The sequence below is a fragment of the Nonomuraea jiangxiensis genome (genome assembly GCF_900099965.1).
Lineage (GTDB): Bacteria > Actinomycetota > Actinomycetes > Streptosporangiales > Streptosporangiaceae > Nonomuraea > Nonomuraea jiangxiensis.
Genome location: NZ_FNDJ01000003.1, coordinates 573,518 through 598,061 on the forward strand (window position 1 = coordinate 573,518; position 24,544 = coordinate 598,061).

At 71.5% G+C, this 24,544-nt stretch carries 20 protein-coding genes; 11 read left to right on the forward strand and 9 right to left on the reverse strand.

Annotation, left to right across the window (positions count from 1 at the left end):
* The first annotated feature begins 7 nt into the window (after positions 1 to 7).
* Complete coding sequence (locus BLS95_RS08910; RefSeq protein WP_090930391.1) at positions 8 to 1,465, forward strand: hypothetical protein; 1,458 nt, start codon at positions 8 to 10, stop codon at positions 1,463 to 1,465.
* Positions 1,466 to 1,853: 388 nt separating this feature from the next.
* Here BLS95_RS08910 and guaA read toward each other — a convergent pair whose 3' ends face one another.
* Positions 1,854 to 3,401 carry a glutamine-hydrolyzing GMP synthase gene (guaA, locus tag BLS95_RS08915; RefSeq protein WP_090930392.1) on the reverse strand — a complete coding sequence of 516 codons (1,548 nt, stop codon included), beginning with the start codon at positions 3,399 to 3,401 and terminating at the stop codon, positions 1,854 to 1,856.
* Between the two features lie 97 nt (positions 3,402 to 3,498).
* Between guaA and BLS95_RS08920 the strand changes: the two genes are divergently transcribed.
* The gene (locus tag BLS95_RS08920) at positions 3,499 to 4,482 is read left to right on the forward strand and encodes a DUF2207 domain-containing protein (RefSeq protein WP_090930393.1); all 984 of its coding nucleotides are present in this window, start codon (positions 3,499 to 3,501) and stop codon (positions 4,480 to 4,482) included.
* On the opposite strand, the gene BLS95_RS08925 is transcribed toward BLS95_RS08920, so the two are convergent.
* A complete protein-coding gene (locus BLS95_RS08925) occupies positions 4,473 to 5,294 on the reverse strand; it encodes an SDR family NAD(P)-dependent oxidoreductase (RefSeq protein ID WP_090930394.1) in 822 nt (273 codons plus the stop codon). The two genes, BLS95_RS08920 and BLS95_RS08925, sit on opposite strands and share 10 nt — an antisense overlap.
* A gap of 45 nt (positions 5,295 to 5,339) precedes the next feature.
* Positions 5,340 to 6,833 (reverse strand): DUF885 family protein, encoded by a 1,494-nt coding sequence (locus tag BLS95_RS08930; protein ID WP_090930395.1) that lies wholly within the window; start codon positions 6,831 to 6,833, stop codon positions 5,340 to 5,342.
* Between the two features lie 75 nt (positions 6,834 to 6,908).
* On the opposite strand from BLS95_RS08930, the gene BLS95_RS08935 reads away from it, so the two are divergent.
* Positions 6,909 to 7,652 (forward strand): N-acetyltransferase, encoded by a 744-nt coding sequence (locus BLS95_RS08935; RefSeq protein ID WP_245764932.1) that lies wholly within the window; start codon positions 6,909 to 6,911, stop codon positions 7,650 to 7,652.
* A gap of 13 nt (positions 7,653 to 7,665) precedes the next feature.
* Here the strand turns inward: BLS95_RS08935 and BLS95_RS08940 are convergent, their stop codons facing one another.
* Positions 7,666 to 9,171: a succinic semialdehyde dehydrogenase gene (locus BLS95_RS08940; RefSeq protein WP_090930397.1), complete on the reverse strand. Its 1,506-nt coding sequence runs from the start codon at positions 9,169 to 9,171 to the stop codon at positions 7,666 to 7,668.
* 73 nt (positions 9,172 to 9,244) lie between these two features.
* On the opposite strand from BLS95_RS08940, the gene BLS95_RS08945 reads away from it, so the two are divergent.
* The 4 genes from BLS95_RS08945 (at position 9,245) to BLS95_RS58945 (ending at position 16,095) form a co-directional block, all read left to right on the forward strand.
* A complete protein-coding gene (locus BLS95_RS08945) occupies positions 9,245 to 11,443 on the forward strand; it encodes a WD40 repeat domain-containing serine/threonine protein kinase (protein WP_090930398.1) in 2,199 nt (732 codons plus the stop codon).
* A gap of 31 nt (positions 11,444 to 11,474) precedes the next feature.
* Entirely contained in the window at positions 11,475 to 13,463 is a 1,989-nt protein-coding gene (locus BLS95_RS08950) for a beta-propeller domain-containing protein (protein ID WP_245764933.1), read from the forward strand.
* A gap of 109 nt (positions 13,464 to 13,572) precedes the next feature.
* Positions 13,573 to 14,757, forward strand: a complete 1,185-nt coding sequence (locus BLS95_RS08955; protein WP_090930399.1) for a helix-turn-helix transcriptional regulator — start codon at positions 13,573 to 13,575, stop codon at positions 14,755 to 14,757.
* Positions 14,758 to 14,850: 93 nt separating this feature from the next.
* Complete coding sequence (locus BLS95_RS58945; RefSeq protein WP_090930400.1) at positions 14,851 to 16,095, forward strand: S8 family peptidase; 1,245 nt, start codon at positions 14,851 to 14,853, stop codon at positions 16,093 to 16,095.
* Between the two features lie 171 nt (positions 16,096 to 16,266).
* Here BLS95_RS58945 and BLS95_RS08965 read toward each other — a convergent pair whose 3' ends face one another.
* Both BLS95_RS08965 and BLS95_RS08970 read right to left on the reverse strand, forming a co-directional pair.
* Positions 16,267 to 18,003, reverse strand: a complete 1,737-nt coding sequence (locus tag BLS95_RS08965; RefSeq protein ID WP_090930401.1) for a glycerol-3-phosphate dehydrogenase/oxidase — start codon at positions 18,001 to 18,003, stop codon at positions 16,267 to 16,269.
* Between the two features lie 69 nt (positions 18,004 to 18,072).
* Positions 18,073 to 18,843, reverse strand: a complete 771-nt coding sequence (locus BLS95_RS08970) for a DeoR/GlpR family DNA-binding transcription regulator (RefSeq protein ID WP_090930516.1) — start codon at positions 18,841 to 18,843, stop codon at positions 18,073 to 18,075.
* A gap of 126 nt (positions 18,844 to 18,969) precedes the next feature.
* Here BLS95_RS08970 and BLS95_RS08975 point away from each other — a divergent pair, with 126 nt between their 5' ends.
* Genes BLS95_RS08975 through BLS95_RS08990 form a run of 4 tightly spaced genes read left to right on the forward strand, consistent with a single transcriptional unit; the run spans position 18,970 to position 22,783 of the window.
* Positions 18,970 to 19,845 carry an SIS domain-containing protein gene (locus BLS95_RS08975; RefSeq protein WP_090930517.1) on the forward strand — a complete coding sequence of 292 codons (876 nt, stop codon included), beginning with the start codon at positions 18,970 to 18,972 and terminating at the stop codon, positions 19,843 to 19,845.
* A complete protein-coding gene (gene nagA / locus BLS95_RS08980; protein WP_090930402.1) occupies positions 19,842 to 20,978 on the forward strand; it encodes an N-acetylglucosamine-6-phosphate deacetylase in 1,137 nt (378 codons plus the stop codon). Before BLS95_RS08975 ends, nagA begins: the two co-directional genes overlap by 4 nt.
* Positions 20,975 to 21,946 (forward strand): 1-phosphofructokinase family hexose kinase, encoded by a 972-nt coding sequence (locus BLS95_RS08985; protein WP_090930403.1) that lies wholly within the window; start codon positions 20,975 to 20,977, stop codon positions 21,944 to 21,946. The genes nagA and BLS95_RS08985 overlap by 4 nt, the downstream gene beginning before the upstream one ends.
* 12 nt (positions 21,947 to 21,958) lie before the next feature.
* Positions 21,959 to 22,783, forward strand: coding sequence for a class II fructose-bisphosphate aldolase (locus BLS95_RS08990; protein ID WP_090930404.1), 825 nt, complete (start codon positions 21,959 to 21,961; stop codon positions 22,781 to 22,783).
* Here BLS95_RS08990 and BLS95_RS56760 read toward each other — a convergent pair.
* The 3 genes from BLS95_RS56760 to BLS95_RS09000 all read right to left on the reverse strand — a co-directional run bounded on the left by BLS95_RS56760 (position 22,773) and on the right by BLS95_RS09000 (position 24,493).
* On the reverse strand, positions 22,773 to 23,207 hold the full coding sequence (locus tag BLS95_RS56760; protein WP_218135657.1) for a GNAT family N-acetyltransferase: 435 nt from the start codon (positions 23,205 to 23,207) through the stop codon (positions 22,773 to 22,775). The two genes, BLS95_RS08990 and BLS95_RS56760, sit on opposite strands and share 11 nt — an antisense overlap.
* Complete coding sequence (locus tag BLS95_RS56765; protein WP_218135658.1) at positions 23,204 to 23,980, reverse strand: phosphotransferase family protein; 777 nt, start codon at positions 23,978 to 23,980, stop codon at positions 23,204 to 23,206. The genes BLS95_RS56760 and BLS95_RS56765 overlap by 4 nt, the downstream gene beginning before the upstream one ends.
* A 93-nt stretch (positions 23,981 to 24,073) precedes the next feature.
* A complete protein-coding gene (locus BLS95_RS09000; RefSeq protein ID WP_090930405.1) occupies positions 24,074 to 24,493 on the reverse strand; it encodes a nuclear transport factor 2 family protein in 420 nt (139 codons plus the stop codon).
* Positions 24,494 to 24,544 lie beyond the last annotated feature (51 nt).

A 24,544-nucleotide genomic window follows, 5' to 3' on the forward strand; every position in this document is an offset into this window, starting at 1 on the left:
GTGAACCATGCGCGAGTCCATTACCGCTGTCCGGCCGAGACCATGGGCCGCGCTCGCGACCTTCCTGACCCTGCAGGCGGTGCTCGCATGCTGGTGGGCGGCGTTCTACCCCGGCCTGTTCAGCCGTGACTCGGTCCTGTACCTGAGTCACACGCTGGCCGGGCCGTGGGTGAGCGACCATTCCGTGCTCTACGACGCCCTGTTGTGGCTGAGCTTCACCAGGACGGGGGACCTGGGCGCGGTCACGTTCGCCCAGACGACGGCCATGGCGCTGGCGCTGACGTACCTGGCGCGGTCGCTCATCGCGCTCGGCGCGCCACGCCTGCTCACGACCGTCGTCGCCGTGCTCATGCCGGTGGCGCCGCCGGTGGGCGCGTTCGCGGTGACCTTGTGGAAGGACGTGCCGTTCACGATCTGCGCGGTGGCGCTGGCCGGGGTGTGCGCGCGGATCGCGGTCCGGCGGGCCGTGACCGGGCCGGCGCTGGCCGGGCTCGGGGTGCTCATGACGGCGCTGGGGTTGTTCCGTGCGAACGGCTTCCTCGTCGTCGGCGTCGCGGTGGTGGCGCTTGTGGTGATCGTCACGGCCCTGCGAGTCCGCGTGCTGCTCGTCGGCACCGTCGCCGCCGCCGTGCCGCTGCTGCTCACCGAGCTGGTGTTCCCCCGGTTCGGGATCCGGCCGCCGTCCAGGACGTACGTCTATCACACCGCCTTCGGGGACATCGCGGTCGCCTACCGGGATCGTCCTGAGCTGTTCAGCGAGCAGGACAAGGCACTCCTGGCCTCCGTCGCGCCGTTGACGCGCTGGTGGGAAGGGGGGACCTGCCACACGATCAATCCGCTGATCTGGCGGGGGGACTTCAGCTGGCAGGCGGCGGACGCGCACGCCGGGGAGCTGCTGGCCCTGTGGCGGCGGCTGCTGGTGTCCGCACCCGGGACGATCGTGGACACCCGGCTGTGCCGGGGCGCCATCGCGTGGCGGCCGGTGCAGGACGAGCAGGCCGTCGGCGGGATGACATACCGGTTCTCCCTGCGGCCGAACGCCGACACCTACGTGGGTCCCACCAAGGTGCCCGACTTCCCGGGGCGGTGGGTCTTCTCGCTGCGGCCGCTGTCGCAGGAGCTGTACTTGGTGGCCACCGCGTGGCTGACGGGCTCGCTGGCTCCCCGCTACGACTGGGCGCTGTGGCGGGGGGCCGGGTGGGCGTACCTGTCGTACCTGGCGGTGGGGGCGGCCGCGTGGGCACTGCGCAACCGGTACGTGCTGGCGGTGGCCGCCGTGGTGGCTGGGCAACAACTGGCGATCCTGGCCAACATCTCGGCCCAGGACTTCCGATACATGGCCTCACCAATCCTCATCGGGGCACTGCTGGTGCCGTTGCTGGCGGGGGCTGTGGGGCGATCGGGTGCCCGGCTCGTACGGCTCGCCCGGCGAACGCCCGTGGACCCTCGGCCCGAGCAAGCGTGAGACCGCAACAGTCCGTCCGGTGCTCACTCTGGACATTCCCTACGGGGACAAGGCCGCACTTTCCTTCGACGAACACCGCTCATCGTCGAGATCGCCAGCCCGGGTACGTAGTCAGGACGGCCCCGCGCCGGCGTTCATACCACCCAGCCGGTAAAGAAGGCGCCGTTGCGGCGGCCCGCCACGTGCGGGTCAGCCGGCGTCACCCTGGAGGCGCTGTGCCCCGTACGGCGGGTGGCGTGCCGTTGGCTCCGCCGTACGAGATGGGGGTTTTCACCACGAAAGAGCCCGCACGGGCGCCATGAGAGCAACCCATGCGGGACCAATGGGGGTTTTCACCACGAAAGAACCCGCACGGGCGCCATGAGGGCAACCCATGCGGGACCAAAAATCACTCCCACTCGATGGTGCCCGGGGGCTTGCTGGTCACGTCCAGGACTACGCGGTTGACCTCGGGGACCTCGTTGGTGATGCGGGTCGAGATGCGTGACAGCACGTCGTAGGGCACCCGCGCCCAGTCCGCCGTCATCGCGTCCTCGGAGGTCACGGGACGCAGCACGACCGGGTGACCGTAGGTGCGGCCGTCGCCCTGCACCCCGACCGAACGCACGTCGGCCAGCAGCACCACCGGGCACTGCCAAATCTGCCGGTCCAGGCCCGCCCGCGACAGCTCCTCCCTGGCGATGGCGTCGGCCTCGCGCAGCAGTGACAGCCGCTCGCGGGTCACCTCGCCGACGATGCGGATCGCCAGGCCGGGGCCGGGGAACGGCTGGCGCCAGACCATCGCGGCCGGCAGCCCCAGCTCCTCGCCCGCCCGCCGGACCTCGTCCTTGAACAGCGCCCGCAGCGGCTCGACCAGCTTGAACCGCAGGTCGTCCGGCAGGCCGCCGACGTTGTGGTGGGACTTGATGTTGGCCGTGCCGGTGCCGCCGCCGGACTCCACCACGTCGGGGTAGAGAGTGCCCTGGACCAGGAACTCCACGGGCCGGTCGGCCATGATGGCGCGCTGCTCGTCCTCGAAGACGCGGATGAACTCGCGGCCGATGATCTTCCGCTTCTCCTCAGGGTCGGAGACGCCTTCGAGGGCCTTCAGGAAGCGGTCGGCGGCGTCAACGACGCGCAGCTTGACGCCCGTGGCGGCCACGAAGTCGCGCTCGACCTGCTCGGCCTCGCCCTTGCGCAGCAGCCCGTGGTCGACGAAGACGCAGGTCAGCCGGTCGCCGATGGCCCGCTGCACGATCGCGGCGGCCACCGCCGAGTCGACCCCGCCCGACAGCGCGCAGATGGCGTGGCCGTCGCCGACCTGGCGGCGCACGGCCGTGACGGAGTCTTCGACGATGTTGAGCATCGTCCACGACGGGCGGCAGCCGGCCGCATCGAGGAAGTGCTTGAGCACCGCGTGGCCGTGCTCGGAGTGCAGCACCTCGGGATGGAACTGCACGCCGTAGAGGCCGCGCCCGGTGTCCTCGAAGGCGGCGACCGGCGTCTGGTGGGTCGAGGCGGTCACCGTGAAGCCGTCGGGAGCGACGGCGACGCTGTCGCCGTGGGACATCCAGACGGTCTGGCTGGCCGGCAGCCCCGCGAAGATGACGCCCTCCGCGAGCACGTCCAGCGCCGTGCCGCCGTATTCGGCCACGCCGGTGCGGGCGACCTCGCCGCCCAGCGCCTGCGCCATGGCCTGGAAGCCGTAGCAGATGCCGAACGTCGGCACGCCCGTGGCGAACAGCCCCTGCGGCACCGGCGGTGCGCCCTCGGCGTAGACGGACGAGGGGCCGCCGGACAGGATGATCGCCTTCGGGTTTTTGGCCACCATCTCCTCGACCGGCATCGACGAGGGCACGATTTCGGAGTAGACATGGCACTCGCGCACCCGCCGGGCGATGAGCTGCGCGTATTGCGCGCCGAAGTCGACCACCAGCACCGTGTCGAATTCAGACACCGAGAGAACCCCCCAAAAGGCATATGCGGTAGGGACAGTCTATCGGCCCTGCGCATTACACCTGGCCTGGCGGCTGGAGTCGTGCTAACACAGAAAGATGGATCTTGTCTGGCCGGCGACGGCGTGGGCGCTCTGGGTCGCCACGCTGGCCGCCGCCTTCAAGTTGTCCAGCAGGGGCAGGGCCGTGCGGGCCCCCGAGCTCCCGGCGCCCCCGCCGGTCGCCGAGCTTTTACGCGGTATGCGGGCTCAGGAGGTGTTCCACGCGGCGCTGTTCGACCTGGCCGAGCGCGGGTGGGTGACGATCGAGGGCGACCGCCTGTCCCTGGTCGACCTGCCGGAGGAGCCCCGAAGCCAGGGGACGGAGGAGCTGCCGGCGTACGAGCGGTGGGTGCTGGCGCGGGTCACCGCGCTGCTGTCCGGTGCCCCGCACGCGCCGGTGACCGCCCTCATGCCCGAGGGCGCCGACCTGGAGCGTGGTTTCCTCCCCCTGGTACGCGAGAGCGCCATCGACCTCGGCCTGGCCCGGCGGCGCTGGCCGACGCTGATCGTGCCGGTGCTGCTGGCCGCCGCGCTCGCCGTCCCCTGGTACGCCACCGTGTCGGCGGCCGGCCTGTCATGGCCCGGGATGATCGCCACGATGGTGTCCCTGGTGGCCGGGCCGGGGCTGCTGCTGGCCGGGCGGGGGTTCGTACCGACCGCCCGTGGCAGGCAGGTCGCCGGGTCGGGACCCGCGCCGGCGGACCCGCGGCACGAGTGGATCTACACGGGCAGCGGCTGGCCGGGGGTGGAGATCGAGCCCGCCGCCACGCCGGGGCCGGGGCGGCGGGAGGTCGCCGGGCACGTGGTCAAGCGCTGGGTCGAGGGGACGCCCGCCGAGCCGTATCAGGGCGTCAAGGAGGACGCGGGGGCCTCGCCCGGCTACTACATCGCGCTGCACGACGGCCGCTCACCGGCGGCCACGGCGTTCTCGGTCGAGCCCGGCCTCTACCGGGACGTGCTGCCGGGCGACTCCGTACGGCTGCTGGTCAGGCCGCGAAGCGGCGCGGTGGTGCGGGTGCTGGCCCACGAACGTCACTGGTAGTCCGGCAGGTCCCCGGTCAGCAGGGACTCGGTCCGCAGGCGCAGCCGGTCGGCGTACGTGGGGTCGGTCAGGAGCAGGAACCGCTCCTCGCGGATCGCCTCCACGACCATGCCCGCGACCTCGGAGGGCTCGATGCCGCGCGCGGCCGCCCGGCCGACCGAGGCGTGGATTTCCCGTTCGTCCGGGGTCGGGGTGCTCGCCAGACCGGGCGGGCGGGTCCTGGCGGAGTCGGCGATGCGGGTCCTGACCGCTCCGGGGCAGAGGGCGGTCACCCGCAGCTTGGCCCCGATGGCGGCCAGGTCCTGGGCGAGCGCCTGGGAGGCGGCCAGCGCGGCGTGCTTGGCGACCGCGTACGCGCCCGCCCCCGGCCTGGCGAACAGCCCGGCCACCGACACCGTGTTGACGATGTGCCCCTCGGTGTCCTGCTCGATCATGCGTGGCACGAACTCGTGGATGCCGTGCAGCACGCCCCACAGGTTCACGCCGAGCAGCCAGGCGAAGTCCTCCTCGCTCCGGGTCCACATGTGGCCGCCCTGGAAGACGCCGGCGTTGTTGCACAACACGTGTACGGCGCCTAACTCCCCGAAACACCGGTTGGCCAGGTGCCGCACCGAGGCCGCGTCGGAGACGTCGGTGATCTGCGTGAGCACCCTGGCGTCCCCGGCCAGCCCGGCCGTCTCCGCGAGGCCCCCGTGATCGACGTCGGCGAGCATCAACGTCATGCCCTCCGCCGCGAACCTGAGGGCCAGCGCCCGCCCGATGCCACTGGCCGCGCCCGTCACCACGGCGACCTTCCCGGAGAGCTCGCGCACTGGATTGACCTCCTCGCTCCCCGAACGTCACACCTGTTACAACCTCTACAGGATCGCGCCGATCATGCCCAGAGGCGGCGAGCCGAGATCGAGCAGCGCCTTGTGGAACCGCTTGAGGCTGAAGCCGGCGCCCCACTCCGCGCGTGCCTGCTCCCGCAGGTCCTGGATGAGCAGTTTGCCCCAGGTGTAACGCCCATAGGTGGGGTCGAACGAGGCCCGCCTGGCCTCCGACAGCGCGGCCGGGCCCGCCAGGTGGGTGTCGGCGGCGAAGCGCCTGGCCCCCTCCTCGACCGCCATCTGGCCGGTGTGCACGCCGATCGCGCAGGCCAGCCGGGTGACCCGGATCAGCGCCTCCACCCAGACGCCGATCTCGAAGCGCGGGTCGCCGGCCTCGAAGCCCTCCTCGACGCACAGTTCCTCGGCGTAGTGCGCCCAGCCCTCGACGAACGCCATCGACTGCAGCAGCCGCCGCACGTCCGACGGGGCCCGCCGCAGCGCCCTGGCGTGCGAGAAGTGCCCGGGGGCGACCTCGTGCACGTTGATCGCCGGCAGCGTCGTGTTGCTGAAGACCTCCAGCCACTCCTCCTGCGCCTGCTCGGGCCAGGACGGCTCGGGAGGCGTGATGTAGTACCAGGAGGGCCCCTCGGCCTCGCCTGGCGCGTTCCACGCCATCATGGCCATCGCCCAGCGGCGCGACTCCGGCGCCAGCCCGACCAGGCACTCGCCGTCGTGGTAGGGCACGAGATCCTTCTCGCGGGTGAACGCGATGGCCTTCTCCGTGCCGATCCTGGCGGCCTCGATCACCCCGTCGGCGTCCGGGTGGTCCTTGACCAGCTCCCGTACCACGTCCAGCGGCGCCCGGTCGCGCTCGCCCAGCTTGGCGCAGGACTCGGCGAGCAGCGCCAGCAGCCGGTCGCGCTCGGCGTCGGCCCGCTCGGCCAGCTTGCCCAGGTCCACCGGCAGCCCCTCGGCCGTGCCCATGAGCCGGGCCAGCGCCTGGCCGCCGAGCGCCGCGTCGGGGTCCCCGTCGGCGGCGGCCTGTTCGAGGTGGGCGACGAGCCTGCCGTGGGCCGCCAGCGCGGCCTCGTCGGTGATCCCGGCGGCCAGCCCCCTGACGGCGCCGAGCAGGGAGTCGGCGACGGGCGCCGCGACCTGGTCGAGCGAGTCGATCGCCTGGCCCACGGCGTCCGGCCAGTGCGCGAGGTGGGCCTTCCTGGCGGTGGCGCGTTCCTCGGCGGGGGCGTAGTCGCGGTCGTAGCAGGCGAGGTCGAGGTTGTCCAGGTGGATCAGCGGGTTCCTGCGATGCAGCTCCAACTCGCCGAACCGGTAGCGCAGGCTCTCCTCGAACACCTCCAGGTGCCTGGCGTCATGCGGGTCCGCGGGCGCCGGCCCGGCGCCGAGCCGCGCCAGCCCCGCTTGTACGCCGCCGGGTGACAGGTCCTGGATCCGGCCGTCGTACTCGTGTCTGCCGCCGCCCTCGCGCGCCTCGGCCACGGTCAAGTCGGTGATCGCGCGCAGCCTGGCGTCAAGTTGTGTCATGGCCTGACCGTAGCGCAAGCATTTGTGGATTAAACGATACACATACCAGTCGGTCGGAATGTGAGAATGACCCGCATGGCCCTGCAGATCACGACGCTCGCGGAGCGTCCAGAGTTCGCGCCGTCGTTGTGGGACATGGACCATACGTGGCAGGAGTTCATGCTGAACGATCCGATCGCGGACCTGTTCTATGCGATCGCCACCACGGACTACACCGAGTACGTCCTGGTCGCCGACGACGACGCGGACCCCGGCGTGCTGGTGGCGCGGGCGTGCATGATCCCGTTCGTCTCGGAGGGGGCCGAGCTGCCCGACGACGGCTGGGACGGGGTGATCCGCTCCGGCTGGCTGGCCCGCCACCGGGGCACGCCGCCCGACGGCATCTCGGCCCTGGAGATCAGCGTGCGCCGCGACCTCCAGGGCACGGGGTTGTCCGCCCGGATGGTGGCGGCCATGCGCGACCACGCCGCTCACCTCGGCTACGCCGAACTGGTAGCGCCGGTCCGGCCCAGCCGCAAACACCTCGAACCGCACACCCCCATGACCGAGTACGCCTTCAGGACCCGCCCCGACGGCCTGCCCCACGACCCCTGGCTGCGGGTGCACGTACGGGCCGGCGGGAAGATCGTCAAGGTGGCGCCGCGCTCGATGGTGGTGGCGGGCACGCTGGAGGAGTGGCGGAGCTGGACGGATCTGCCGTTCGACCGCTCCGGGGCGATCGAGGTGCCCGGCGCCCTCAGCCCGGTCCACTGCGACGTGGAGCACGACCACGCCGTCTACGTCGAGCCGAACGTCTGGGTCGTCCACTCCCTGACCTGAGGGCAGGGCCCTCTCACTTGAGCCTGAGCCTGCGCATGGTCTTGAGGGTGGTGACCAGGGTGCCGGCCCACTTCTCGTACGGCAGCCCGAACGGCGGCTCGAACCCCAGCCAGCCCGCCTGCGCGGCCACGGTCTTGGACTCCGTGTAACGCAGCAGGCCCTCCGCGCCGTGCCGGCGGCCCAGCCCGGAGGCCTTCATGCCGCCCATGGGGGCGTCGTAGGAGGCGTAGGCGGAGGCGTACCCCTCGTTGATGTTGACCGTGCCGGCCTTGACACGGGCGGCGAGCGCGCGGCCGCGCGCCCGGCTGGAGGTCCAGATGGAGGCGTTGAGGCCGTAGATGGTGTCGTTGGCCAGCTCCACCACCTCGTCGTCGGAGGTGAACGGATAGAGCGCCACCACCGGCCCGAACGTCTCGTTGCGGCACAGTTGCATGTCCTCGCCGACGCCGGTGAGCACGGTCGGCTCGTAGAACAGCGGCCCCAGGTCCGGTCTGGCCCGGCCGCCGGTCAGCACCGTCGCGCCCTTGGCCACGGCGTCCTCCACGTGCGCGCTGACCGTGTCGAGCTGGCGCTGTGAGGTCAGCGAGCCCATCTGCACCGACCAGTCGTGGCCCGCGCCGAGCTTGAGCGCGGCGACCTGCCCGGTGAAGCGCTCGGCGAACGTGTCGAACACCGAGGCGTGCACGTAGAGGCGCTCGATGGATAGGCAGAGCTGCCCGGCGTTGGCGAAGCAGGCGCGGATGGCACCCTGTACGGCCACGTCCAGGTCGGCGTCGTCGAGCACCACCATCGGGTTCTTGCCGCCGAGCTCCAGCGAGCAGCCGATGAGCCGCTTGGCCGCCTCCTCGGCGATCTTCCGGCCGCCGCGCGTGGAGCCGGTGAAGGCCACGTAGTCGGCGTGGTCCAGCAGCGCGTCGCCGATCTCGGCCGGCTCGCCGAGCACGACCTGCCAGATCTCGCGCGGCATGCCCAGCTCGGCCAGCAGGTCGATGGTCCACAGCGTGGACAGGCAGGTCTGGGTGTCGGGCTTGTGCACGATGGCGTTGCCGGCCAGCAGCGCGGGCACCGCGTCGGTGACGCCGAGCGCCAGCGGGTAGTTCCAGGGGGAGATCAGCGCGACCACGCCCTTGGGCTGGCGCAGCTCCACCACCCGGGTGGCGCCGGGGAAGATGCCCTTGCGCGCGCGGGGGGCGAGCAGGCCGGGCGCGCGGCGGGCGTAGTAGAGGCCGCAGCCGGCGACGTCGAGCACCTCTTCGAAGGCGTGCTTGCGGGCCTTGCCGGTCTCGTTCTGGACGATGTCCAGGATCTCGCTCCTGCGGTCCAGGATCGCGTCGTGCAGCAGCAGGAAGGGTTTCGCCCGCGCGGCGGCCGATCGCGCCGACCACTCGAGCTGGGCGGCCCTGGCTTTCTCATATGCCCGGCGAACGTCATCAGCGTCCGATATGGGGAGCTCGGCAAGATTTTCGCCGGTAAATGGGGCGGTGATGTGCCGTGTCCTACCGCTGGTCGTCACGTGCATGGCAGAAGGATATTCCGCGAAGATACTCGTAGGTAGTTTTTACGGATGCTCGGCGTAGGGCCAGAATCCCTACATGGCATCCTTCGCTCCGCTACGACCCGGAGATCCACAGCGGCTCGGGGGCCTGGAACTCCAAGGCAGGCTCGGAGAGGGCGGCCAGGGCGTCGTCTACCTCGGCAAGGACCCCGCCGGCACGCACCTGGCCGTCAAGTGGCTGCGCCCCGATCTGTCGGGTGACCAGGTGAGCGTCGAGCGGTTCCTGCGCGAGGTCCAGGTGGCCCAGCAGGTGGCGCCCTTCTGCACCGCGGCAGTTGTGGGGACCGGGGTCGAGCAGGACCGACCGTACATCGTCAGCGAGTTCATCGAAGGACCCTCGTTACACAAGATCGTGCAGGAGGAGGGGCCGCGCACCGGGTCCGTCCTGCACCGGCTGGCCATCGGCACCGCCACCGCGCTGGCCGCCATCCACCAGGCCGGGATCGTGCACCGCGACTTCAAACCGGCCAACGTGATCATCGGCGCCGACGGGCCCAGGGTGATCGACTTCGGCATCGCGCGGGCGCTCAACGCCACCGCGACGATCAGCAGCATGGTCGTGGGGACGCCCGCGTACATGGCGCCCGAGCAGATCATGGGCGAGACCGTCGGGCCGGCCGCCGACATGTTCTCGTGGGGCAGCGCGATGGTCTTCGCGGCCTGCGGCCGGGCGCCGTTCGGCAGCGACACGATGCCCGCGGTGATCAACCGGGTGCTCAACCAGCAGCCCGACCTCGACGTGCTGGACGGGCAGCTACGTGACGTCGTGGCCGCCTGCCTGGCCAAGGATCCGGCGCAGCGGCCCACCGCCGAGCAGGTGATCATGCGCCTGCTGCAGCGCCCCGAGCCGAACTCCGGCATGCTGGCCCAGGCCGCCGCCGAGGCCGCTCCCAGCCCGCCCTTCGGCCCACCGCCCGGGCCCGCGCCGCACTCGGGGCCGGCGGCCTACCACGGGCACGCACCGCACTCCGGGCCCGTGCCGCACCACTCGGGGGGTGTCCCGTACCCGGGTCCGGCCCAGCATCCCGGGCATCCCGGCCCCGTCCCGCGCACCGGCGCCGTCGCGCCGCACCCCCACGGCCAGTGGACACCGCCCGGGCCGCCCCCGCAGCCGACCTATCCGACCCACCACCCGCCGTCGCGGAGGAGCCGGGGCCCGCTGATCGCGGGTGCCGCGATCGCGGTCGCGCTGCTGGTGCTCGCGGGCGTGGTCGTGATCATCCAGATCGACAAGTCGACGCTGGCGGACCCGCCCGCGAAGTCCAGCAGGACACCGAGCAGCATTCGATCCCCCAGACCGTCCGCGACGGCGGCGGCCGTGCCGAGAACGGGCACGAAGAAGGCGCTGCCCGGCGCCGACATCTCCCTCTACGAGAACCCGGCCGACGCCATCGTGCTGACCTCGTACGAGGTCTTCGACAAGAAGGGCGACGACTGGGTCGACTACGCCAGGGGCGCACTTCACGGCACTTTCACGAAATATGCCGGCAACTGGGAGTCGATGGTCTCCCCCGACGGCCGCTACCTCGCGACCCGGGGCCGCAGCTACAGCTCCGACAACTTCGACTTCATCGTGATCACCGATCGTGACACGGGCGAGAGGACCACGATCAAGACCGTGAAGAAACCGCTGATCAGCAGCATCAGGGCCTGGTCGAATGACGGTGGCAAGATCCTGCTGAACATCGAGCGGAAGGACGGCGACGACTGGGTCTACCCCGGCTTCGTCCTCGTGGACGTGCTCGGGAAGGACTCCACCACGGTCAACGTGTCCGACGATTCCATCCGGCAGACGGCCTTCGGCTTCGACGGCTCCTACGAGGGCACGGTCAACGTCTACGGCGACGAGAAGAACCGGGGCCTGCGCTTCTTCGACGCCGAGGGCAAGGCCACCCACTCCGTGCCGGGCATCGGCACGCTGTCGGCCGGCACGCAGGACATCTTCTCCCCCTCCGGCAAGGCGTTCGTCACCAACTGCCCCAACGGCGGCGACGGCGACCACTGCGTCTGGGACTCGGCCACGGGCGAGCGCCTGCGCAAGTTCTCCTCCGACTGCGACAAGGTCCTCGGCTGGTACGACGAGAGCCACCTCTACTGCTGGGAACAGGACAACAACGCCAACGACGAGGTCCAGGTCGTCGACTTCAACGGAAAGCTGGTACGCAAGCTGCTGGAGGTCCCCGACGAGATCGACTTCAGCCCGGCCTTCACCGTCAACCCCAACAGGGGCTCCTGAACCGTACGGACCGGGCAGCCGTCAAGAGGTCATGAGGACGCTGATCCGAACGGCCGTGACCGCCACCGCACTCGTGGCGGTCACGGCCGCCTGCACCGCTTCGCCGGGAGGCACGGCGCCACCCCCGAAGGCCGGCCTCGGCGCCGTCCGCCTGGTGGCCTACGACAGCTGCGAGGAGTTGCTGTCCGGCCTGCGCGAGCACACCGCCCGCAACGTCACCCCGTACGGCCTCGGCTCCAGCAACCCCATGATGGCCATGGAGGACAGCAGGGCGGCGGTACTCCCGAACCAGCGCACGGCGACCACCCCCGAGCACTCCACCACGAACGTCCACGAAGCCGGCGTGGACGAGCCGGACCTGGTGAAGACGGACGGCGACCGCGTCATCACGGTCACCGACGGCACCCTGCGGATCATCGACACCGCCACCAGGAAGATCACCGCCACGCTGGAGCTGGCGAAAGCGAACACCGGCGTGGTGGCCCCCTCCGACCTGCTGGTCGCGGGCGACCGGGCGCTGGTCCTGCTGCACGACGGCGGCATGATGGCGGCCCGTACGTTCGCGCCGAGCGGCGACACCCGATACGTGCTGGTCGACCTGGCCGCCGAGCCCAGAATCCTCAGCTCGGTCCGGGCGGAGGGCACCTACCTGGACGCCAGGATGGTCGGCTCCACGGTCAGGCTCGTGATCCGCAACCAGCCGGAGATCATGTTCCCGCAGTGGCAGGAAGGCTTCGTGGACACCGAGCAGCTCAAGGTGAACCGGGCCGCGGTCCTGCGGGCCCCGATCGAGTCCTGGCTGCCCGAGTTCGAGATCACGGACGCGTCCGGCGCCGTCACGAAGCACACCGTCGACTGCGAGCGGGTCAGCCACCCCGCCGACTACACCGGCACCTCGCTGCTGACCGTGCACACCATCGACCTGGCGCGGGGCCTCACCGCCGCGGGCACCGACCCGATCAGCCTGGCGGCCGACGGCGACATCGTGTACGGCACCGGCACCAGCCTCTACGTGGCCAGCAACCCGCGCTGGTGGCTGCCGATCATCCTCCGGCAGCCGATCGAGGACACGCCCGCCACGAGCGACGCGCCCCCGGCCGCCGATCCCACGCCGACAGACCCCTCCGTCACCGCCACCGCAACGCCCTTGGACACCGCCACGCCCAGCCCGGAGCCGTCGATCCCGCCGGAGGAGACCGAGGTGCACCGGTTCGACATCGCCGCGCCGGGCCCGCCCGCCTACGTGGCCTCGGGCAAGGTGCCGGGACGGCTGCTGAACCAGTACTCCCTGTCGGAGTACGAGGGCCACCTCCGCGTCGCCACCACCCTCAACTCCCCTGACGGCCGCTCCAGCTCCAGCACCGTCCACGTGCTCAGGGCCGACACCCTGGCCAAGACGGGCGAGGTCAGTGGCCTGGGTGAGGGCGAGCGCATCTACTCGGTCAGGTTCATCGGCGCGGTCGGCTACTGCGTGACGTTCCGGCAGGTGGACCCGCTCTACACGCTCGACCTGCGCGACCCGGCGGCGCCCAGGGTGACGGGCGAGCTGAAGATCACCGGCTACTCCGCCTACCTGCACCCCGGCGCCTCCGGCCGGCTGATCGGCATCGGCCAGGAGGCCAGCGAGCAGGGCAGGACGCTGGGCACGCAGGTCTCGCTGTTCGACGTGAGCGACCCGGCCGCCCCGCGCAGGTTGTCGCAGTTCTTCCAGAAGGAGTCGGGCTCGGAGGCCGAGTGGGACCCGCACGCGTTCCTGTACTGGCCCAAGACCGGCCTGGCGGTGATCCCGCTGACGCAGGCGTCCGAGTCGGGCGCGCTCGTGCTGCGGATCGACGACTCGGGCGTGTCGCGGCTCGGCATGATCCGGCATCCGGCGCAGCGGCAGGAGGGCGACCCCTACCAGCCGGGCATCCAGCGCTCGCTGGTCATCGGTGACGAGCTGTGGACGGTCTCGCACGGGGGCATCCAGGTCAACGACGCCACCACGCTCGCCGAACGGGCCTGGATTCCGAACCGCTAATTACTCCGCGATTGCTCATTTGCCGCGAACCAGCACCCTTCTATGGACACACTCCCACAAATAATGAAAAATCACCTGACAATGTGTTGTCGGATCAGGTGGGTGCGTCATGCCTTTTGTGGGGCGAGAGCGCGAACTCCGTCAGCTCAACGACACTCTCGCGCGCCCACCGGTCATCGTCCTCATCGAGGGCGAGGCGGGCGTCGGCAAGACGCGGCTGCTGCGTGAGCTGGACGGGCACCCCATGCTGTCCGGGAGCTGCCATCCCATGCGCTTCCCGTACGGGCCGATCGTGGAGGCACTGCGCGCGGCCCGCCCGCCCCGGGGCCTCAACCCGGTCACCGGCGCGCTGCGCCCGTTGCTGCCGGAGTGCGCCCACCTCCTCCCGCCCGCGCCGCCCCCGCTGCACAACGCCCAGGTCGAGCGGCACCGGCTGTTCAGGGGCGTGCTCTCGCTGCTCGACGCGCTGCGCCCGATCACCCTGGTGGTGGAGGACGTGCACTGGGTGGACCAGGACACCAGGGAGCTGCTGGGGTTCCTGGCCCGCTGCCTGCCCGAGGCGGTCAACCTCGTGCTCACCTACCGTGCCGAGGACCTGTGCCACCCGGTGACCGAGCTGATCGCGCACCTGCCGCCGCACATCGACCACGTGGAGCTGGCCCTGGCGCCGCTCACCGCCGAGGAGACCGAGCTGCTGGCCAAGCACCTGCTGCCGGGCTCGGCCGACCTGTGGCCGCTCACCGGCGGCCTGCCGCTGGCGATCGAGGAGCTGGCCCGCATGCTGGCCCAGGGCATGGAGCCGGGCACGCCGCCCGCGCTCCGCGACGCCTTACGGCTCAGGCTGGACGCGCTGCCGCCCGTGGCGCGCAGGATCGTGCAGGCCGCGGCCATGCTGGAGGAGCCGGCCTGCCTGCACACGCTGACGACCGTCGCGGGCATGCTGCCCGAGCAGGGCGAGCGCGGGCTCGCCGAGGCCGTCAGACGCGGCCTGCTACGCGAGTGGACCCCCGGCACGTACGGCCTGCGCCAGCCCCTGGCCAGGCAGGCCGTGCGCGAGTCGATCACCCCCACCATCAGGCGCCGGCTGAGCCGCCGCATCGAGGCCCCCACGCAGCCGGTCGGCGTCCTGTCGCCCCGGGAGGAGCAGGTGATCGGGCTGGCCGCGGACGGGCTCACGAACAGGGAGATCGCCGAGAGCCTCTTCCTGTCGCGGCGGACGGTCGAAGTGCACGTGGCCAACGCCCTGCGCAAGCTCGGACTCACTTCACGGCGGCAGCTCAGCAAGGCTAAGTAGTCGCTTACGTATCAGATACGTATGGCGGTGGGCCTGATCGTGCCTCATGTTTCAAGAGTCCGCACCATGCAGGCACCAGAAAGGCGCAGCTGTATGCGATCACGCACCCCCCTGCTCGCGTTACTCGTGACCGCGCTGGCGTTAGCCGCGGCGCCCCCGCCCGTCTCCGCCGTCGCGGCACCAGAGGAAGAGACCTACATCGTCGAGCTCAACCCGCGGCTGCGCAGCACGGCGCAGGAGAACGCCCAGGCCCAGGTGAACCGCCTGAACGGCCGGCTGATCGGCGTCTACGAGCACGCCTTCAAGGGCTACACCGCCCGCCTGACCCCGGCCGCCGCCGAGGAGCTCAGGAAGACCCCGAACGTGCTCAGCGTCGAGCCCGACGCCGTGGTCTCCGCCTTCCCGCAGACGGTCCCCACCGGCATCCGGCGGATCTTCGCCCCGCCGAACCCGAACCTGGACATCGACTCCACCGACGACGTACGCATCAACGTGGACGTGGCGGTCGTCGACACCGGCGTGGACAACACCCACCCCGACCTGAACGTGGTCGCCCGCGCCAACTGCGTGACCGGCGTGTGCGTGAACAACTCCGGCGTCGACGACAACGGCCACGGCTCGCACGTCGCCGGCACCGTCGGCGCGCTCGACAACAGCATCGGCCCGGTCGGCGTCGCGCCCGGCGCCCGCATCCACGGCGTGAAGGTGCTCAACGCGGCCGGCTCGGGCAGCCTGGCCGGCATCGCCGCCGGCATCAACTGGGTGGTGGCACGCGCCTCCACCATCGAGGTGATCAACCTCAGCCTCGGTTGCGCCGGCTGCAGCAGCAGCGCCATCAGCAACGCGATCACGAACGCCGTCAACGCCGGCATCGTGGTCGTCGTGGCCGCGGGCAACAGCAACGCGAACACCTCCACGTTCTTCCCCGCCAACCACCCCGACGTGGTCACCGTCTCGGCCCTGACCGACAACGACGGCCTGCCCGGCGGCGCGGGCGGCAACGTGCTGTCCTGCCGCAGCGAAAGGGACCAGGACGACACCTCGGCCTTCTACTCCAACTACGGGTCCACCGTCGAGATCACCGCGCCGGGCACCTGCATCTACTCGACCTACATGAACGGCGGCTACGCCACGATCAGCGGCACCTCGATGGCCAGCCCGCACGTGGCCGGCGCGGCCGGCGTGCTCACCGCGGGCACCCGCAAGCCGACGACCAGGGCCGGCTCCCTGGCCGTACGTAGCACGCTGATCGCCACGGGCAACTTCAACTGGACCGACGAATCCGGCGACGGCGTCAAGGAGCCGCTGCTCGACGTGCACGACGCCACGCGGTATTAGCCCGACCCCGTGACGCCCCTGACGTCCGGGCACGGCCCCTCGGGGCGGTGCCCGGACGTTTGCTCACGGCTCGATGGGTAGATCTGTCCCCACATGACCCTCCAGGAAAGGGCGGTCCGTGGATCCCGCAGCGCCGCGGGCCGCCCATTCACACCGGCGGGACCCCTGCCGTCATGAGTGCTCCGGCGCCACCACGGGGACGATCTCCGGCGCGCCGAGCCTGATCGCGTCGGCCTCCTGGTCGGAGTCCTGCTCCTGGGAGCGGCGCTCGGCCTCCACCCGCTTGGTGAAGTATTCGACCTCCCGCTTGACCTGCTCGCCGTCCCAGCCGAGCGGCTCGGCCAGCAGCTCGGCGGCCTCCTGCGCGACCGCCTGCCCGCGGTGGAAGGTCTCGATGGAGATGTGCGTACGCCTGGTCAGCACGTCGTTGAGATGCCGGGCTCCCTCGTGGGTGGCGGCGTAGACGATCTCGGCCCGCAGATAGTCGTCGGCCCCCGACAGCGGCCTGGCCAGCGCCGGGTCCTGCTCGACCAGCTCCAGCACCTCGTCGATCAGCGAGCCGTAGCGCTGGAGCAGGTGCTCGATCCTGGCCACGTGCAGCCCGGAGCGCTGGGCGATCCGGTGCCGGGAGTTCCACAGCGCCTGGTAGCCCTCGGCGCCGGCGAGCGGGATCCGGTCGGTGCATGAGCGCGGCACCCGCTGGTCGAGCCCGTGCGCCACGGCGTTGACGGCGTCCTCGGCCATGACGCGATAAGTCGTGTATTTTCCTCCGGCGATCATCACCAGGCCCGGCACCGGGTGGGCCACCACGTGCTCCCTGGACAGCTTGGACGTCTCGTCGGACTCACCCGACAGCAGCGGGCGCAGCCCCGCGTAGACGCCCTCGACGTCGTCGCGGGTCAGCGGCACCGACAGGACGGCGTTGACGTGGTCGAGCAGATAGTCGATGTCGGCCCGGGAGGCGGCGGGGTGGACCTTGTCGAGCGTCCACTCGGTGTCGGTGGTGCCGATGATCCAGTGCCGGCCCCACGGGATCACGAACAGCACCGACTTCTCCGTACGCAGGATGATGCCGGTCAGCGAGTGGATCCGGTCCCTGGGCACCACCAGGTGGATGCCCTTGGAGGCGCGTACGTGGATCTGCCCGCGTCCGCCGACGAGCTCCTGGATGTCGTCGGTCCAGACGCCGGTGGCGTTGACGACCTGCTGGGCGCGTACTTCGAAGCGGTGGCCGTTCTCCTGGTCGCGCACGCGCACGCCGGTGACCCGCTCCCCCTCCCGCAGGAACCCCACCACCTGCGCCCGCGGCGCCACCAGGGCACCGTAGGTGGCCGCGGTGCGCAGCATCGTCATCACGTAGCGGGCGTCGTCGACCTGCGCGTCCCAGTACTGGATGGCGCCCGTGAACGCGGTCCGCTTCAGCGCCGGGGACAGCCGCAACGCCCGCGAGCGCGACAGGTGCCGGTGAGCCGGCACCCCCCGGGTGAGCCCGGCGGCGAAGCCGAGCGAGTCGTAGAGCGCCACGCCCGCGCCGACGTAGGGCCGCTCCCAGACGTAGTGGGTCATCGGGAACAGGAACGGCACCGGCCGGACGAGGTGCGGCGCGATCCGCTGCAGCAGCAGCGCCCGCTCCCGCAGGGCCTCGCGCACCAGCTCGAAGTTGAGCTGCTCCAGGTAACGCAGGCCGCCGTGGATGAGCTTGGACGAGCGTGAGGAGGTGCCGGAGGCGAAGTCCCTGGCCTCGACCAGGGCCACGGCGAGCCCGCGGGTCGCGGCGTCCAGGGCGACCCCCGCCCCCACGACGCCGCCGCCGACCACGACCACGTCGAGCTCCTGCCCGGACATGCCCTCCAGCGCCTCGGCCCGCTCCGCGGGACCGAGTCGGGCCACACTCCTTCCCGACGTCATGACTCCCCCTGGGATCGGCTGCCCTCCATACCTACCCGCCGCGGGCTGGACCTGTAACGCCTGGGGCCCTCAAGCGCGTACGACCTTGACCCCCGCGTCGGCGAGCCGGTCGGCCTCGGAATCGGGCAGCTCGGTGTCGGTGACCAGCGTGTCGATCCGCTGGATCGGGCAGATCCGGGAGAAGGCCCGCTTGCCCACCTTGGAGGAGTCGGCCACCACCACGACCTGGTCGGCCCGGCTGATGAGCAGGTTGTTGACGCTCGCCTCGCCCTCGTGGTGAGCCGAGGCGCCGAGATCGACGTCCAGCGCGTCGACCCCGAGGAAGGCCACGTCCAGCGTCACCTGCTCCAGCACCCCGGTCGCCAGCGGCCCGATGAGCTCGTAAGACTGCTGCCTGGCCACCCCGCCGGTCACCACGATCTTGACGTGCCGGCGCACGGTGAGCTCGGCGGCGATGTTGAGCGCGTTGGTGACGACCGTGAAGCCGCTCTCCAGGGAGGACTGCGTGGCCAGGGTGCGCGCGAGCTCGGAGGTGGTGGTGCCGCCGTTGAGCCCGACCACGGCGCCGGGCGTGACCAGCTCGGCCGCGGCGGCCGCGATGCGGTGCTTCTCGCCGGCGTGCCTGGCCGTCTTGTAACGCAGCGGCAGGTCGTAGCTGACGCTCTGCGCGACCGCGCCGCCCCGCGTGCGCATGAGCATCTGCTGCTGGGCGAGCTGATCGAAGTCACGCCGGATCGTCGCGGTGGACACGTCGAGCGCCTGAGAGGCCTCCTCCACCGACAGCCTGCCCTCCTGGGCCAGCAGCTCCAGGATGCCGTTCCAACGGTCGTAGCGGGACACGAGGGCCTCCCTGGGGACGGTCGAGAGGTAAGCGTGGCACAACCGGGAGTGCCAGGCCAACGGTGTTCATAAGTGCGCTTTCTTGGTATAAAAACAGCACAAACAATCAATCACGGGAGGCACGTGGTGACCACCACTCACACCGAGGCCGAGATCGCGTCCCAGCCGGAGTGCTGGCGCCGCGCCGTCGCGAACGTCCCCGCCGACGTGCTGCCGCGCCGGGGCGAGCGGGTCGCCGTCGTCGGCTGCGGGACGTCGTGGTTCATCGCGATGGCGTACGCGGCGCTGCGGGAGCGGGCCGGGCACGGCGAGACCGACGCGTTCGCCGCCTCCGAGGCCCCGATCGACCGCCGCTACGACCGGGTGCTCGCGCTCAGCCGTTCCGGCACCACGACCGAGGTGCTGGAGCTGCTGGCCGGGACCACCACGAGGACCACGGCCATCACCGCCGACCCTGACACGCCGATCATGACGGCCGCCGACGAGGTCGTCGTGCTCGACTACGCCGACGAGCGCTCGGTCGTGCAGACCAGGTTCGCCACCACGCAGCTGGCCCTGCTGCGCGCGTCGCTCGGCGAGGACCTGACCCAGGCGATCGACGACGCCGAGCAGGCCGTGGCCGTGCCGCTGCCCGAGGCGCTGGTCAACGCCGAGCAGTTCAGCTTCCTCGGCACCGGCTGGTCGGTGGGCCTGGCCCAGGAGGCCGCGCTGAAGATGCGCGAGGCGTCCCGCTCGTGGACGGAGGCGTACCCGGCGATGGAATACCGGCACGGGCCGATCAGCATCGCCGCCCCCGGGCGGGTGACCTGGATGCTCGGCACCGCGCCGGAGGGCCTGCGCGCTCAGGTCGAGGAGACCGGCGCCACGTTCTTCGAGAGCGGGCTCGACCCGATGGCCGAGCTGATCCGCGCCCAGCGGGTCGCCGTGGCCCGGGCCTTCGCCCGCGGCCTGAACCCCGACGAGCCCATGCACCTCACCCGATCTGTGATCCTTTCCTCATGAGCCTTACTCTTGCCGACGCCAGGATCGTGACCCCCGAGGGAGTTCACGAGGGGTGGCTGACCATCGAAGACGGCCGCATCACGCATGTCGGCCACGGATCGGCCCCGGGTCCCGGCCTGAGCGTGGGCGGCCGGCACGTGGTGCCGGGGTTCGTGGACATCCACAACCACGGGGGCGCGGGCGGCTCCTTCCCGACCGGCGAGCAGGACAAGGCACGCGAGGCGGTGGCGCTGCACCGCCGCCACGGCACCACGACCATGATGGCCAGCCTGGTCACCGACTCGATCGACGGGCTCGCCAGGGCCGCCGCCTCGCTGTCCGAGCTGTGCGAGGAGGGGCTGCTGGCCGGGATCCACTTCGAGGGGCCGTACATCGCCAAGGCCCGCTGCGGCGCGCACGACCCGACGCTGCTGCGCGAGCCGTCGCCGCGGGAGCTGGCGGAGCTGATCAAGGCCGGGCGCGGGCAGGTGCGCATGGTGACCGTCGCCGCCGAGCTGCCGGGGGCGCTCGACACGATCCGCCTGGCCGCCGCCGAGGGCGTCATCGCAGCGGTGGGGCACAGCGACGCCGACTACGAGCAGACGCTGGCGGGCGTCGAGGCCGGCGCGAGCGTGGCCACGCATCTCTACAACGCGATGCCGCCGCTGGGGCACCGCGCCCCTGGGCCGGTGGCGGCGCTGCTGGAGGACGAGCGGGTGACGGTCGAGCTGATCAACGACGGGGTGCACGTGCATCCGGCGATGCTGCGGCTGGCGTACGAGGTGGCCGGGCCCGGCAGGACCGCGCTGATCACGGACGCGATGTCGGCCACCGGCCTGGGCGACGGCGACTACGTGCTCGGCCCCATGCGGGTACGGGTGGCCGACGGCGTGGCCCGGCTGGTCGAGGGCGGGTCCATCGCGGGATCCACGCTGACCATGGACGTCGCGTTCCGGCGCAGCGTCCGGGAAGTGGGCCTGTCCATGCCCGAGGCGGTCCAGGTGGCCTCGCTGACGCCCGCCCGGGTGCTCGGCCTGGCCGACCGGATCGGCTCGATCGCCGTCGGCAAGGCGGCGGACCTGGTGGTGCTGTCCGACACGCTGGAGGTGACCGGAGTGATGAAGGACGGCGGCTGGGTCACGGAGCCGCGATGATCCTCACCGTGACGCTCAACGCCGCGCTCGACGTCACCTACCAGGTGCCCGCCGTGGACTGGAACGGGGTCAACCGGGTCGGCGCGGTGCACCGGCGGGCCGGTGGCAAGGGTGTCAACGTGGCCAGGGTGCTCGCAGCGCTCGGGCAGGACGTGCTGGTCAGCGGGCTGGTGGGCGGGCCCACCGGCCAGGCGATCGAGGCGGACCTGCGAGCGGCGGGCCTGCCCAGCGCGCTGACCGGCATCGCCGCCGACTCCCGCACGACGCTGGCGGTCTCCGAGACGCCCGGCTCCCATGCGGACGGCACGATTAGCTCCCGTGCGGACGGCGGCGGGCGGGCGGGCGGTGCGTCCGGGCGTACGGCGCTGTTCAACGAGCCGGGTCCCGAGGTCACGCCGGTCGAGCTGGCGGACTTCACCCGGCACTACACCTCGTTGGTGGCCGCCGCCGACGTGGTGGTCATCTCGGGCAGCCTGCCGCGCGGCGTCCCGGTGGACACCTACGCCGCCCTGGCCGCCATCGCCGCCGACCGGGGCGTGCCCGCCATAGTGGACGCCGACGGCGAGCCGCTGCGCCACGCGCCAGAGGGCCGGCCCGCCGTGGTCAAGCCCAACGCGGAGGAGCTGGCCAGGGCCGTGCCCGGCGGCACCCCGGCCGAGGGCGCCCAGGCGCTGCGCGACCGGGGCGCGGACTCGGTGGTGGTCTCCATGGGCGCCGCCGGGCTGCTGGCCGTGACCGGGGAGGGAACCTTCCGGGCGCGGATGCCGTACGAGGTGGCGGGAAACCCGACCGGCGCCGGCGACTCGCTGGTCGCGGGGCTGGCGCTGGGCCTGGTCGAGTCGGCGCCGTGGCCGGAGCGGCTGCGGCGGGCGGCGGCGCTGGGCGCGGCCGCCGTGGCCGCGCCGGTGGCCGGCGACTTCGACCGGGACGTGTACGCCGACATCCACCCCCAGATCATCATCACGTAAGGAGCACACGCCATGCCCCTCGCCGCCCTCGGCGACATCATCGGCACGTCACCCACCGGGGTGGGGGCGTTCAACGTGATCCACCTCGAACACGCCACCGCCATCGTCTCCGGCGCCGAGGCCCTGGGCCTGCCGGTCGTGCTGCAGATCAGCGAAAACTGCGTGCGCTACCACGGCGCGCTGGAGCCCCTCGCGCTGGCCGCGCTCGCCGTCGCCAGGCGCGCCGAGGTGCCGGTCGCCGTGCACCTCGACCATGCCACCGGCCGCCCGCTCGTGGAGGAGGCGGTGGAGCTGGGGCTGGGCTCGGTGATGTACGACGCCTCGGCGCTGCCGGACGAGGAGAACGTCCTCACCACCGCGGAGGTGGCCGCCTGGTGCCACGAGCGCGGCGTGTGGGTGGAGGCCGAACTGGGCGAGGTCGGGGGCAAGGACGGGGTGCACGCGCCCGGAGCGCGTACCAAGCCGCACGAGGCGGTCGACTACGTGGCCAGGACCGGCGTGGACGCGCTGGCCGTGGCCGTGGGCACCTCCCACGCCATGACCACCAAGGACGCGGTGCTGGACCTGGAGCTCGTCGCCGAGCTGCATGCCGCCGTGCCGGTGCCGCTGGTGCTGCACGGCTCGTCGGGGGTGCCGGACGACGTGCTGCGGGAGGCCGTACGGCACGGCATGAAGAAGATCAACATCGCGACCCACCTGAACAAGGCGTTCACCGGCGCGATCCGCGACTACCTGGTCCACGACGAGCGGGTGGTCGATCCGCGCAAATATGTCAAGGCGGGCCGGGACGCCGTGGCCAGGGAGGTCACCCACCTGCTCGGCGTGCTCACGGGCTGAGCCGCTTGCGCATCAGCACGGCCGAGCGGCCCTCGATCCCCGTTCGGCCGGTCTCCACGTAGCCGAGCGACTCGTACAGGGCGATGTTGGAGGTCATCTTCACGTTCGTGTAGAGGCGCAGGTCGGGCAGGCCCAGCCGGCGCGCCTCCCGCTCGGCGTGGGCCATCAGCCCGCGCCCGATGCCCCGGCCGTGCCGGTCGGGGCGTACGGCGACGTTCTCGACCAGCAGCACGCCGTCCTCGGGCACGAGCACGATGAGCCCGTCGAGCTCGTCGGTCACGTGCACGTGGCCGGCGGCGATGAGCGCGGCGTAGTCGGCCTCCATCGGCAGCGGCCGCATGCCGATGACCTCCACCCACGGGGTGTAGGCGGCGTGCACCAGCCGCTCGACGTCGGGTCTGTCTTCAGGGCGCGCGAGTCTCACGCGCCCAATGTTGCCAGGACCCGTTCGACCTGCCGGTGGAAGGTCCCCGGCGGATTGCGCGGGTGCTCGTGCGAGAGCAGGAACATCCAGACGAGCGCCTGCACCTTCCGGCACTCGCGCATCCGCCGCTCCTCGTGCGGGCTCAGCTCGAACCGGCGGGCGATCTCCACCTCGCCGTCCACCCACATCGACACGTGCTCGGCCAGCTCGGCCAGCTCGAACGCCAGGTCGCTGCGGCCGGAGTCCTCGAAGTCGACGATCCGGACGCGGTGGCCGTCCCACAGGAAGTTGGCCAGGTTGCCGTCCCCGGCTCCGAACACGGGGGTGATCCCCGACTCGCCCGGCGACCACCGCTCCAGCCAGCGCAGGCCCTCCTTCACGGCCCGGTCCGACAGCGGGTCCCGTGGCTGCCAGCCGGCGCCCCGGCGGCGCACCCAGTCCACGACCGCCTGGCGCTGCCAGGGGCGCACCGGGACGGTCCGCAGGACCTCGGGCGGCACGGCGGCGTGCAGCTCGGCCAGCGCGTCGGCCATGGCCGCGACGTGCACGCCGCCCACGAACAGCCCGCGCAGCGGCACCCCGGCGATCCGCGACATCCGCACGGCGCCGCCCTCGAACGCGATCGGCTCCGGCGCCAGCCCGGGGGCGTGCTCCGCCAGCAGGGTGAGCGCCCGCCATTCACGCTCGGCGGCGCCCGGTTTGCTGTCCACGAACCGCTTGGTCACGACGTCGTCGTCGTAAGCCAGGTCGTGGGTGTGCTGGAGATCGGCCATGTCCGCATGCTAGGTCACGAGCCGGCCCGCCATTCGCTCGACGACGCTGGTCAGAGGCATGTGGATCTCCCCGCCCGGCCGGGAGCGGGCGATCTAAACCTGCTCGGACCGCAGCGCCCGCACGAGCTCCTCCCGGAACTCGGCCGTGGCCAGCGGGTTGCCGTAGTCCCGCGAGTGCACGATCAGCCCGTCCCGCACGCGCATCACCATGATGTACGAGAGCACGACCGGCCGGCCCGAACCCAGGAGCGTGCCGTGCAGGTCGTATTCGAGGACGACCACCTCGGGATCGGCGGTCTCGTGGATCACCACGTTGTCGGTCCTGTCGCGACGGATGACCTTCGCCGAAAGCTCGAACCTCTCCCGGTGCCCCTGCCTCCCCTCGAACCTGGTCGGCACTCCCTCCGGCGCGAAGGGGATCTCGATCACCGAGTCCTCCGCGTACAGGTCGGCGAGCCCGCCGCCGATCACCGCGTCCAGGAAACGCTCGGCCACCTCACGCGCAGACGACATCTCATACCTCCGGTTGACCTAGAATACGGAACGAACTATCCGTTTAGACGT